Here is a 13882-nt window from a genome sequence, read left to right as displayed (position 1 = left end):
AGCCGACGGCGATGTCCTGCTGTCCGGAGTAGCGGGAGAGAAGGACCTGAAACGCGCCCAGCAGGGCCATGAAGGGCGTGGCGCCCTCTTGCTGGCTGAGCGCCTTGAAGGCCTCGGACGCGGAGCGCGACAGGACCACCGGCAGGTGGGCGCCGTGGAAGGTCTGCACGGGCGGGCGCGGCTTGTCGGTGGGCAACTCCAGCGGGGTGAGACCGGAGAGCTGATGCTTCCAGTAACCGAGCTGCTCCTCGAGCACCGCGCCCTGCAACCACTGGCGCTGCCATGCGGCGTAGTCGGCGTACTGGATGGGCAACGGCGACAGCGGCGAAGGCTGGCCCTGGGTGAAGGCTTCGTAGAGCGCGGCGACCTCGCGTACCAGCACGCCCATGGACCAGCCGTCCGAGACGATGTGGTGCATGTCGAGGGCGAGCACGTGCTCGGTAGCTCCCAGCTTCAGCAACTGCGCGCGCACCAGCGGACCGGTGGCGAGGTTGAAGGGGCGCAGGGCCTCCTCACGCAGCCGTCGCTCCAGCTCGGCGCGGGCGGCCAGGGGCTCCAGGCCACTGAGGTCCATGCGCTCCAGCGGCAGCTCACCGTGAGGAGCGATGAGCTGGAAGGGCTGGCCCTCCTGCTGGGTGAAGATGGTGCGCAGGGCTTCGTGGCGGCTCGCCAGCTCCGCGAGGGCGCGGCGCAGCGCGTCCGTGTCGAGCGTGCCCTCCAGGCGCACGAAGGTGGGCATGTTGTAGGAGGCGCTGCCCGGCTCGAGCTGGTCGATGAACCACAGGCGCTGCTGCGCGAAGGACAGCGGCAGTGGGGCCGTGCGCGGCACCGGGACGAGCGGTGGCGCCGCCCCTTGGGTGGAGGCCCCCGCGGCGCTGAAGCGCTGGGCGAGTGCGGCGACGGTGGGCGCCTCGAAGAGGGCGCGCAGGGGCAGCTCCACGCCGAGGGTGGAGCGGATGCGGGAGACGAGCTGCGTGGCCAGCAGCGAGTGGCCGCCCAGCTCGAAGAAGTTGCCGGTGACGCTCACCGTGGGCAGCCGGAGGACGGCCGCGAACAGCTCGGCGAGCTTCTCCTCGGAGGGAGTGCGAGGAGCGACGAAGTCCTCGGTGGAGGTGAGCGCGGCGTCCGGTGCGGGGAGGGCCTTGCGGTCGACCTTGGCGTTGGAGGTAAGGGGAAGGGAGTCCAGGCGCACGAGTGCGGAGGGCACCATGTACTCGGGCAGCCGCTGCTTGAGGGCGGTGCGCAGGGCGGCCATGTCGAGGGAGTCAGGCGCGGCGACATAGCCGACGAGACGCTTGTCGCCGGGCACGTCCTCACGCACCAGGGCCACGGCCTGGGCCACGTCGGAGAAGGCGAGCAGCGAGGCTTCGACTTCTGCGAGCTCGATGCGGTAGCCGCGCACCTTCACCTGGGCGTCGGCGCGGCCGAGGAACTCCAGCACGCCGTCGTTGCGCCAACGGGCCAGGTCGCCCGTGCGGTAGAGGCGGGCGCCGGGGATGTCGGAGAAGGAGTCGGGAACGAAGCGCTCTGCGGTGAGTGCGGGCTGGCCGACGTAGCCCCGGGCCACGCCGTCGCCGCCGATGAACAGCTCACCGACGACGCCGACGGGCACCGGCTGGCCAGAGGCATCCAGCAGGTACACGCGCGTGTTGCCGATGGGCTTGCCAATGGGCACGGAGGTGCCGACGTGCTCCACCGAAGTCATCCGGTGGGTTGAGGCGAAGAGGGTGCTCTCGGTGGGGCCGTAGCAGGCCGTCACCGGAATGAACATTCCTTCCACCACTCGCCGGACGTGGGGGGCGCTCACCACGTCACCTCCCGTGAGGAGCTGCTTCACGTTCCTCAGCGCTGCGAGGTTGTGGTCCACCACCTGGGTGAAGAGGCCCGAGGTGAGGTGCAGCGTGGTGACGCCGTGCTTCACCAGCACCGACTCCAGCTCCTTCAAGTCAGAAGGGGAGTGGGGCGGGAAGACGACGAGACGGGCGCCATGGAGCAGGGGGCCCCACAGCTCCAGGGTGGAGGCGTCGAAGGAAACGGGGGCGATGAGGAGGAAGGTCTCATCGGGGCCCAGGTGCGCGTAGTCGTTGCCGAAGACGGTGCGCAGCACGGCGGACTGCGGAGTGCCAACGCCCTTGGGCCTACCGGTGGAGCCGGAGGTGAAGTCGATGTACGCGAGGCTCTGGGGCAGGGCGGCCAGAGGAGGTGCCGAAGTCGGCTGGCTTTCCAGGGACACCTCTCCCAGCACGACGGTGGACAGGCCCTCGGAGGGCAGCTTCGCGAGCAGCTCGCGCGAGGTGATGAGCACGGTGGGGCGAGCGTCCTCCACCATGGCGGTGAGGCGCTCACGCGGGTAGGACGGGTCCAGCGGCACGTAGGCGCCGCCGGCCTTGAGGATGGCGAGGAGGGAGACAATCAGCTCCAGCGAGCGGTCCAGGGACAGGGCCACGCGCGAATCGGTGGACACACCCAGTCCCCGCAGGTGGTGCGCGAGCGGGTTGGCCCGCTCATCCAACTGCCGGTACGTCAGCTTCGAGTTCCCGAACTCGACGGCGACATGGTCCGGGAAGCGGGCCACCACCTGTGCGAAGACCTCGGGCAGGGTGGAGCCGCGCGGGTAGTCGGTGGCAGTGGCATTCCACTCCACCAAGACCTGGTGTCGCTCGGCCTCGGACAGCAGGGACACGGAGGCGAGGGGCGCCTCGGGCCTGGCAACGAGCGCTTCCACGAGCGTGCGGAAGTGCTCCGCCATCCGGTCGATGGTCGCCGGCTCGAAGAGGTCGGTGTTGTAGCCCAGCTCACCCTGGTAGCCCTCCGGGGATTCCGTCAGGCCCAGCTCCAGGTCGAACTTGACGGCGCGGCCTTCCACCTCCACCGGGCGCAGGGCGAGTTCGGGAAGCTGCTGAGGGGCTGCGGCGGCCTGGACGTTCTGCAACGTGAAGAGGACCTGGAAGAGCGGAGCGCGGCTCCTGTCCCGCTCGGGGCGCAGTTCCTCCACCAGTCTCTCGAAGGGCACGTCCTGGTGGGCGTAGGCGCCCAGGGCCGTCTCCTTCACCTGTTGGAGCAGGTGGCGGAAGGACGTGTCGCCGCGCACCTGGGTGCGCAGCACCAGCGTGTTGACGAAGAAGCCGATGAGGCCCTCCGTCTCCGCGCGGTTGCGGCCGGCAATCGGCGAGCCGACGCTGATGTCCTCCTGCCCGGAGTAGCGCGCGAGCAGGGCCTGCCATGCGGCCAGCAGCAGCATGAACGGGGTGACGCCTTCGCGCTGGCAGAGGGCCTTGAGTGTCTGGGCCAGGGCACGCGGCAGGTGGACGGGAAGCTGGCCGCCCCGGAAGGACTGCACCGGTGGGCGGGGCTTGTCGGCGGGCAGCTGCAGCGTCGCGGCGCCCGCGAGGTGGCGGCGCCAGTAGCCGAGCTGGGCTTCGAGCACCTCCGCCTTGAGCCACTCGCGTTGCCAGACGGCGTAGTCGGCGTACTGCACGGACAGCTCGGGCAGTGGTGAGGGTCGGCCGTGGCGGAAGGCGACGTAGAGCGCGGCCACCTCGCGCACCAGCACGGCCATGGACCAGCCGTCCGAGACGATGTGGTGCAGGTTGAGCACCAGCACGTGCTCGGCTGGAGCCAGCCGTAGCAGCAGGGTGTGCAGCAGCGGGCCGGTGCCCAGGTCGAAGCGGTGGGCGCTTTCACGGGCCAGCAGGCGCTTCGCCTCGTTAGAGGCGGCCTCCCCGTGGGCGCTCAGGTCCACCACGGGCAGGGGCAGTTCGTACGCCGGGGCGAGGTGCTGGACGGGCTGGCCCTCGTGCTCGCGGAAGGTGGTGCGCAGCGACTCGTGGCGGCGCACGAGCTCGGTGAGGGCGCGCTGGAGCGCGTCCACGTGGAGCACGCCTTCCAGCCTCACGCCGATGGGGATGTTGTACGCGGGCGTGCCGGGCTCGAGCTGGTCGATGAACCACAGTCGCTGCTGGGCGAAGGACAGCGGCAGCGGCCCCGTGCGCGAGACGGGCGTGAGCGGAGGCGGCTCGGGCAGCTCCGCCAGTCCGCGCGCGAGCAGGCCCCGGTGGACCTCGCGGGCGCGCTGGTGCAGCTCGTGCCAGGTGAGCGTCTGGCCGTCATGCTCCGCGGCCACCGCGTCGGGCGTGAGACGCGCCTGTGCCTGGACGAGCCGGTGCAGGCTGGCGTCCGCGGCCGTGGCGGCGTCCGGCTGCCTCCAGGCGTGGAACAGCAGGTGCCGCTCGTCTTCGGTGAGGAAGGACACGCGGGAGAGCGGGCGGTCCGGATTCGCCAGCGCGCCTTCCAGCAGCGCGCGCAGGTGCCCCACCATCCGCGCTGCCGTCGCGGCGTTGAACAGGTCGGTGCTGTATTCGAGCTGGCCCTTGAGCCCCTCGCCCCGGTCGGTGAGGGCGAGGGTGAGGTCGAACTTCGCCGAGCGGTGCTCGGCCATGAGGGGGCTCAGCTTCAGCCCCGCGCCCATCATCTCGGGCATGGGCGCGTTCTGGAACGCGAGCATGACCTGGAAGAGAGGGGTGCGTCCGGCCTCGCGCTCGGGGCGCAGCGCCTCCACCAGCTTCTCGAAGGGCACGTCCTGGTGGGCATAGGCGCCGAGCGTCATGTCGCGCACGCGGCCGAGCAGCGCGCGGAAGCTGGGGTCTCCATCCAGCTTCGTGCGCAGCACCAGCGTGTTGACGAAGAAGCCGATGAGGCCCTCGAGCTCCGCGTGCGTGCGGCCGGCGATGGGCATGCCGACGGTGACGTCGTCCTGGCCGGAGTAGCGGGCCAGCAGTGCCTGGAAGGCGGCGAGCACCACCATGGACGGCGTGGCCCCTTCCTGACGGCACAGTGCTTCGAGCGCATCCGACAGCTCACGCGGGAAGTGGAACGGGTGCCCTGCGCCGCGAGTCGACTGCGTGGTGGGACGCGGCTTGTCGGTGGGCAGGGCGAGGGCGCGGGGCGCGCCTTGGAGTTGCTGCCTCCACCAGCCGAGCTGGGCCTCTAGCGCTTCGTCGCGCAGCCAGTCGCGCTGCCAGAGCGAGAAGTCTGCGTACTGCACCGGCAGCGGCTCCAGGCGCGCGTGGCGGCCCTCGGCGTGGGCCGTGTAGAGCGTGGCGAGCTCCTGGACGAGCACGCCCATGGACCAGCCGTCCGCGATGATGTGGTGCAGGGTGAGCAGCAGCACGTGCTGCTCCGCGGACAGGCGCACCAGGAGCACGCGCCAGAGCGGGCCCGTTTCCAGATTGAAGGTCTGCCCGGCCTCGTGCTCGAGGACGCGCTGGAGCGAGGCCTCGGGCAGGGCTTCCAGGTCCACGAAGCCCGCGGGCAGGGTGGGGCTGGGGTTGATGACCTGCACGGGCTGGTGCTCGTGCTCGTGGAAGGTGGTGCGCAGGGACTCGTGGCGCTGGAGCAGCTTGCGCAGGCTGGTGGCGAGCGCGGGCACGTCGAGCGCGCCTTCCAGGCGCACGGCGAAGGGAAGGTTGTAGGCGGTGCTCTCGGGGTCGAGCTTCGCGAAGAACCACAGGCGCTGCTGCGCGAAGGAGAGCGGCGGTGGACGGGCCTCCGTTCGGGGCCGGAGAAGCGGCTGGGACGAAGCGGGTCGCGAGTCGGCCAGTGCCTCGATGCGCGTGGCAAGGGCTGCGATGGTGGGGGCGGCGAAGAAGTCGCGGAAGGACAGCTCCACGCCGAAGTGCTGGCGGATGCGCGAGAGCACCTGCGTGGCCGTCAGCGAGTGACCGCCCAGCTCGAAGAAGTCGTCCTCCGCGCCGATGGTGTCCAGGTGGAGGACGCGGGCCCAGAGCGCCGCCAATTCGCGCTCGCAGTCGGTGCGGGGCGCGCGGGTGGTGACGCGGTCCTGGAATGCCGAGGGGGCGGGGAGCGCCTTGCGGTCCACCTTGCCGTTGGTGGTGAGAGGCAGCGCGTCCAGGCGCCCCAGGACGGAGGGCACCATGTACTCGGGGAGCCGCTCCTTGAGGGCGGCGCGCAGGGCATGCATGTCCAGCGAAGGAGTCGCGACGACGTAGCCGACGAGGCGCTTGTCGCCGGGGGAGTCCTCGCGGGCCACCACGACGGCCTCGCGCACCTCGGGGAAGGCGAGCAGTGCGGCTTCGACTTCTGCGAGCTCGATGCGGTAGCCGCGCACCTTCACCTGTGCGTCCGCACGGCCGAGGAACTCCAGCACGCCGTCCTGCCGCCAACGGGCCAAATCTCCGGTGCGGTACAGGCGCGCGCCGGGAGTAGAGGCGAAGGGGTTGGGAACGAAGCGCTCGGCGGTGAGGGAGGGCTGGCCGACGTAGCCGCGGGCGAGGCCGTCGCCGCCGATGAACAGCTCGCCAATGGCGCCCGGGGCCACGAGGTGGCCGGAGGCGTCGAGCACGTACACCTGGGTGTTGCCGATGGGCCGGCCGATGGGGACGGAGGAGCCCACGTGGGCGACGTCCGTCATGCGGTGGCAGGAGGTGAAGAGGGTGCCCTCGGTGGGGCCGTAGCAGGCCGTCACCGGAATGAACATTCCTTCCAGCACGCGGCGGACGTGGGGGGCACTCACCACGTCGCCGCCGGTGAGGAGCTGCTTCACGTTGCGCAGGGCGGAGAGGTTGCTGTCCACCACCTGGGTGAAGAGGCCGGCGGTGAGGTGAAGGGTGGTGACGGCGTGCTTTTGCAGCACCTGCTCCAACTCGAAGACGTCCGAGGGGGAGTGGGGCGGGAAGACGGCCAGCCGTGCGCCATGAAGCAGCGGGCCCCAGAGCTCCAGGGTGGAGGCGTCGAAGGAGATGGGGGCGAGGAGGAGGAAGGTTTCGTCCGGCCCGAGGTGCGCGTAGTCGTTGCCGAAGACGGTGCGCAGCACGGCGGACTGGAGAGTGCCGACGCCCTTGGGCCTGCCGGTGGAGCCGGAGGTGAAGTCGATGTAGGCGAGGCTGTCGGGCAGGGCCGTGGAGGGCGGCGCGTGGGAGGGGAGGCCGGAGAGCGCCACGTCCTCCAGCACCACCGTTGCGAGGCCCTGGGCGGGCAGCTTCGGCAGCAGCGCGCGGGTGGTGACGAGCACGCTCGGTGCCGAGTCCTCCAGCATGGCGGCCAGGCGCTCACGCGGGTACGACGAGTCCAGCGGCACGTACGCACCACCAGCCTTGAGGATGGCGACCAGTGCCACCACCAGCTCCAGCGAGCGGTCCACGGCGAGGGCCACGCGGGAGTCGGTGGACACGCCCAGGCCGCGCAGGTGCCAGGCGAGTGGGTTGGCGCGCGCGTCGAGCTCGCGATACGTGAGACGAGAGTCTCCGAACTCGACGGCGACCTTGTCGGGGAAGCGGGCCACCACCTGCGCGAAGACCTCGGGCAGGGTGGAGCCGCGCGGGTACTCGGAGGCGGTGGCGTTCCACTCCACCAGCACCCGCTGGCGCTCCTCGACGGAGAGCTCGGGGCTCCCGGTGGCGTCGCTGACCTGCGCCTCGGAACGCGGACGCGCCTGCTCGCGCGCGGCGACTTCTTCCAGGGGGAGGACCGGCAGTGACAGCGCAAGGGACTCGCGCTGCCGGGGCGCCGTGGGCGTGCTCCCGCCCGCGAGAGCGGCGTCAATCAGCTGGGCCACTCCTTCGAGGGTGGGGCCCACGAACAGCTCGCGCAGGGGCAGCTCCACGTTGAAGGCAGCGCGGATGCGACTGATGGCCTGGGTGGCCAGCAGCGAGTGGCCACCCAACTCGAAGAAGCTGTCGGTGGCGCCCACGCGCTCGAGGCCGAGGAGCTGGCACCACTGCTCCGCGAGGCGCTGCTCGGTGGGCGTGCGGGGCGCGACGTGGTCCTTCGCGTCGCTCGTGAAGTCCGGAGCGGGCAGGGCCTTGCGGTCCACCTTGCCGTTGGACGTGAGCGGCAGCGCCGGCAGCACCACCACGGCGGAGGGCACCATGTACTCGGGCAGGGCCTCCTTGAGGGCCGCGCGCAGCGTGGCACCGTCCACCTGGGCGCCCTCGTGCGCCACCACGTAGCCGACCAGCCGCTTGCCAGCGGGGCCGTCCTCACGTGCGACGACGACGGCCTCGCGCACCGCGGGCAGCTTCGCCAGGGCGGACTCCACCTCGCCCAGCTCGATGCGGAAGCCGCGCACCTTCACCTGCGCGTCCGCGCGGCCGACGAACTCCAGCGAGCCGTCCTCCCGCCAGCGCACCACGTCACCCGTGCGGTACAGGCGGGCGCCGGGCACTCCGGAGAGGGCGTCCGGGAGGAAGCGCTCGGCGGTGAGGGCCGGCCGGCCCGCGTAGCCGCGCGCCACGCCCACGCCACCCACGTAAAGCTCGCCCTTCACGCCCACGGCGACCGGCTCGCCGCGCGCGTCCAGCACGTACGTGCGCAGGTTTCCGATGGGACGGCCGATGGAGGGCACGCGTCCGTCTGGCTCGCAGACGGTCAGCGTGACCACCACCGTCGTCTCCGTGGGGCCGTAGCCGTTGTGGAACGTGCGGCCCGGCGCCCAGCGCGCCACCACTTCGGCGGAGAGGGCCTCACCGCCGGAGATGACGGTGCGCAGGGCGGGGTAGCCTTCGGCGGGCGTGGCCGCCAGCGTGGCCGGGGTGACGCTGATGACGGTGAGCGCCTCGTCGCGCATCAGCTTCTGCAGCGGCGCGCCCGGCATCAGCTTCTCCATGGGCGCCAGCACCAGCGCGCCTCCGGAGCACAGCGTGGTGAAGATTTCCTCCACCGACAGGTCGAAGGAGAGGCTGGCGAACTGCAACACGCGGCTGCCCGGGCCAATCTCGTAGACGCCCATCTCCTGCGTGACGAGGTTGGCCACGCTGCGGTGCTCGACGGCGGTGCCCTTGGGCGTGCCGGTGCTGCCGGACGTGTAGAGCAGGTAGGCCAGGTGGTACGGAGCCACGCCCGTCACCGGTGCCTCGGTGCTCTCGCGTGACAACGCCTCCCGCCCGGTGTCCAGGCAGAGCGCTCTTGCATGAAAGGACGCGGGGAAGCGCTCCAGCAGCGGAGACTGCGTCACCAGCATCACCGCGCCGCTGTCCTCCAGCATGAAGGCCAGGCGCTCGCGCGGCAGCAGCGGATCCACGGGCACCCAGGCGCCGCCGGCCTTGAGGATGCCGAAGAGGCCGACGACGATGTCCAGCGAGCGCTCCACGCTGAGCGCGACGCGCACCTCGGGCCCGACGCCCTGGCGGCGCAGGGCGTGAGCGAGCTGGTTGGCCTTCGCATCGAGCTGCGCGTAGGTGAGGTGCTGCCCCTCGAAGGAGGCAGCGAGCGCGTCCGGCGCGCGGCGCACCTGGTCCTCGAAGAGCGAGTGCAGACACACGTCCGGGAAGGGCGCGGGGTTGGCGCTCCAATCCCCGAGGATGCGCTGACGCTCCTCGCCAGAGAGCATGGACAGCGAGGACAGGCGGCGGCCTGCATCGGCCACCATGGCCTCCACCAGCGTGTGCAGGTGGCGCACCATGCGCTCCGCCGTGGAGGCGTCGAAGAGGTCGGCGCGATAGTCCAGGTCGCCTACGAACCCCTCGCTCGTGCGCGTCAGCGCGAGCGTCAGGTCGAACTTCGCGGCGACGTCCTCCACCGGAAGGCTGCGCATCGCGAGCCCTGGCAGGGCAAGCTTCGCGGGCGGCATGTTCTGCAGGATGAACATCACCCGGAACAGCGGCGCCTGGTGCAAATCACGCATGGGCCGCAGCTGCTCGAAGGGCAGGTTCTGGTGCGCATACGCACCCAGGGCCATGTCGCGCACGCGGCCCAGCAGCTCGCGCACGGTGGGGTCGCCGTCCAGGCGGGTGCGCATCACCAGGGTGTTGAGGAAGAAGCCGACGAGCCCCTCCAGCTCGGCCTGGTTGCGTCCCGCCACGGGTGAGCCGACGGAGATGTCGTCCTGCCCCGAGTAGCGCGACAGCAGCACCTGGAAGGCGGAGAGCAGGAGCATGAAGGGCGTGACACCTTCACGGTTGCAGAACGTTTCCACCGCGCGTGCCAGTTCGTGCGGCAGCACCACGGTTGCCCTGCTGCCCGGGGGTTTGGGGTCGGAGTTGCGCGGCCTGTCAGTGGGCAGCTCCAGGTCTTGCGGCGCGCCGTCGAGCTGGCTCCGCCACCAGGTGAGCTGCTGCTCCAGTGCCTCGCCATCCAGCCACTGGCGCTGCCACGCCGCGTAGTCCGCGTACTGCAACGGCAGCTCGGGCAGGGGGGAAGGGTGCCCGGCGATGAAGGCCGGGTAGAGCGCGGTCAGCTCGCGCATCAGGACGCTGGCGGACCAGCCATCGGAGACGATGTGGTGCATCGTCAGGAGCAGCAGGTGCTCGTGCTCGTCCACCTTCAGCAGTGAGACGCGCAGCAACGGGCCGGTGTGCAGGTCGAACGGGCACAGGGCCTCGTCGGAGACGCGGCGCCGCGCCTCCTCCTTGCGCTGCTCGGGCGGGAGGTTGCTCAGGTCGATGAGGGGCAGCGCCAGCGGGGCAGGCGGCTGGATGACCTGCACGGCGCCGTCGGCCTCGGCTCGGAAGGTGGTGCGCAGGGCTTCGTGGCGGTGAACCAGGGCTTCCAGGCTGCGGCGCAGGGCCTCCACGTCCAGCATGCCGGCCAGCTCCAGCGTGACGGGGATGTTGAAGGCGGTGCTGTCGGGCTCGAGCTGGTACAGGAACCACACGCGCTGCTGCGAGTACGAGACGGGCAGCTTCTGCTCGCGGGACACGCGCACCAGGGGCGGGGGCGCGGCGACGGCTCCCGCCCGGGTGGCGGTGTCGACACGGCGGGCGAGGGCCTCCACCGTGGGGCCTTCGAACACCTCGCGCAGGGGCAGGTCCACGCGGAACGCGGCGTTCAGCCGGGAGGCGAGCTGCGTGGCAAGCAGCGAGTGTCCCCCGAGGTCGAAGAAGTTGTCGGTGGCGCCCACGCGCGGCGTGCCCAGCAGCTCGGAGAAGAGCGCGGCGATGCGCTCCTCCAGTGGCGTCCTCGGCGCCACGTACTCCTGGCGCTCCAGGCTCGCCGCCTCCGGTGCGGGCAGGGCCTTGCGGTCCACCTTGCCGTTGGGAGTCAGTGGCAGGGCCTTCAGGACGACGAAGGCCGAGGGCACCATGAACTCGGGCAGCCGCCCGGTGAGGAAGGTGCGCAGCACCTGGGCGTCCGGTGCGGGGCCCTCGTCCTCCCCGTAGGGCGACACGACATAGGCGACGAGCCTGGGGCCGGCGGCTCCGTCTTCTCGCACCACGGCCACGGCGTCCTCGACGGAGGGGTGGGAGCGGAGGGCGGACTCGATTTCGCCCAGCTCGATGCGGAAGCCGCGCAGCTTCACCTGGAAGTCGGTGCGGCCCAGGTAGTCCAGCGTGCCGTCGGGCTTCCAGCGCACGAGGTCTCCCGTGCGGTAGAGGCGCTCACCGGGGACGCCGGAGAAGGCGTCGGGCACGAAGCGCTCGGCGGTGAGCTCCGGGCGGCGCAGGTAGCCACGCGCCAGGCCCACGCCGCCGATGAAGAGCTCTCCGGGCACGCCGGTGGGCACCGGGCGCAGGTGAGCGTCCAGCACGTAGAGGCGCATGTTGGCCAGGGGCCCGCCGATGGAGGGCTTCTGTCCATCCGGCGCGCAGAGGGCCATGGAGGCGCAGACGGTGGCCTCGGTGGGGCCATAGGCATTGATGAAGCGGCGCCCCGGGGCCCACTTCGCGACCAGTTCGGCGGAGCAGGCTTCACCGGCGGAGACGAGGGTGCGCAGGCACTCCAGGCCCTCGGGCTCCATGACGGAGAGCGCGGTGGGGGGCAGCGTGGCGACGTTGATTTGACGGGTGCGCAGCAGCGCCGCCAGCGCGGAGCCGGGCATCCGCTCCTCGCTCGTCGGCAGGCACAGCGTGGAGCCCGACAGCAGGGCGGTGAAGACCTCCCAGACGGCGGCGTCGAAGCTGGGCGAGGCGAACTGGAGCACGCGGGTGCCCGGCCCCAGGCCCTGGGGCGCCACCTGGCTTTGCACCAGGTTGGGCACGCCCCGATGCGTCACCGTGACGCCCTTGGGCCGTCCGGTGCTGCCGGAGGTGTAGATGACGTAGGCAAGGTGGTCCGCGAGCGTTCCCGCCGCGGGCGGCGTACGGGGCTGCCGCTCGAGCTGGCGCGCGTCCGCGTCCATCAGCACGAGTTGCTCGCCGCGCGAGGGAAGCTCATCCGCGAGGTGGTCCAGGGTGATGATGACCGGGACGGCCGCGTCGGTGAGCATGTAGCCCAGGCGGTCGGCGGGGTAGCTCGGGTCCAGCGGGACGAAGGCGCCGCCAGCCTTGAGCACGCCGAGCATGGCGACGACGAGGTCCATGGAGCGCTCCAGATGGAGCGCGACGAGGGTGTCCAGGCCCACGCCCAGCGAACGCAGGTGGTGCGCGAGCTGGTTCGCCCGCGCGTCGAGCTGCGCGTAGGTGAGGCGCTGGTCCCCGAACTCCAGCGCCGTGGCGTCGGGAGTGAGCGTGGCCTGCCGCTCGAAGCGCTGGTGGATGCACGCGTCAGGTGGGGCGTCCGTCGCGGTGGCGTTCCAGTCCACCAGCATGCGCCGGCGCTCGGCGTCGTCCATCAGCGGCAGCTCGGACAGGCGCGTTTCCGGGTGCGCGGCGATGGACTCCAGCAGGGTCTGGAAGTGCGCCAGCACCCGCCGCACCGTGCGCTCCTCGAAGAGGTCCGTGCGGTACAGCGTGACGAGGCGCAGGCCCTGGGGCAGTTCGGTGGCGAGCAGCGACAGGTCCACCTGGCTGGTGCCGCTGTCCACTGGCTGGGCCTCCAACACCAGTCCGGGCACGTGCAGCGGCGGCAGGGGCGCGTTCTGCAGCGTGAAGCTGACCTGGAACAGCGGCGAGGTGCTCAGGCTGCGCTCGGGTTGGAGCGCCTCCACCAGCTTCTCGAAAGGCACTTCCTGGTGGGCGAAGGCGCCGAGCGACGCCTCATGCACGCGCGTCATCAGCTCCAGGAAGGTGGGGTCCCCGGACAGGTCCGCGCGCAGGGCGAGCGTGTTGACGAACAGGCCGATGAGGCCTTCCAGCTCGGAGCGGTTGCGGCCGGCCACGGGCGTGCCGACCACGACGTCGTCCTGGCCGCTGTAACGCGACAGGAGCACCTGGTACGCGGCGACCAGCAGGGGGAACAGCGTGCGGCCCTCGCGCCGGGCCAGCTCCTTGAGGGACTGGAGCAGCGCGGGGGGCAGCATCACCGTGAGACGGGCGCCGCGCGTACTGGCAATGGAGGGGCGCGGCTTGTCGGTGGGCAGTTCCAGGACGGCGTTGGGATTCAACTGCTTGCGCCAGTACGCAAGCTGCGCGTCCAGCGTCTCCCCCTTGAGCCAGTCGCGCTGCCAGGTGGCGAACTCGGCGTACTGCATGCGCAGCGGGGGCAGCGGGGAGGGCTGACCCGCGGCGAGCGCGGGGTAGAGCGCGCCCAGCTCGCGCACCAGCACGCCCAGGGACCAGCCGTCGGAGACGATGTGGTGCACGTCGAGCAGCAGCAGGTGCTCGCTGGGGCCCCAGCGGTAGAGCACCGTGCGCAGCAGCGGGCCCTTCTCCACGTCGAAGGGGTGCTGCGCGTCGGCATGCAGGCAGCGCCACGCCTCGGCCTCGCGCTCGGACGGCGTGCCGTCCTTCACCTCGATGACGGGCAGCGCGACGTCGAGCGAGGGGGCGATGTGCTGCAACACGCGCCCGTCCTGCTCCACGAAGGTGGTGCGCAGCGCTTCGTGGCGCTGCACCAATTCCTGGAGCGCGCGGCGGAGGGCGTCGACGTTCAGCTCGCCGGACAGGCGCACGGCGATGGGAACGTTGAAGGCCGCGCTGCCCGGGTTGAGCCGCTCCTGGAACCACATCCGTTCTTGCGCGAAGGACACCGGCGCACGACGAGACTGACGGTTCTTCTCGCGCAGCAGCTCCGCGAGCCGCGCGCGCTTCTGTTCAGGGGTCAGCGCCAT

General features: G+C 71.3%; 1 protein-coding gene (running past one end of the window). It reads right to left on the bottom strand.

Going from position 1 to position 13882, the window contains the following annotated elements:
* Positions 1–13882 carry the start of a non-ribosomal peptide synthase/polyketide synthase gene (locus OV427_RS07270; RefSeq protein ID WP_267855378.1) on the bottom strand. Its footprint begins 19100 nt before the window's first position, so only the first 13882 of its 32982 coding nucleotides appear in the window; the start codon lies at positions 13880–13882; the stop codon falls past the left edge of the window.

It is taken from the genome of Pyxidicoccus sp. MSG2 (genome assembly GCF_026626705.1).
Lineage (GTDB): Bacteria > Myxococcota > Myxococcia > Myxococcales > Myxococcaceae > Myxococcus.
Note: the sequence above shows the minus strand (reverse complement) of the source record. Positions and strands in the feature narration are given on the sequence as shown.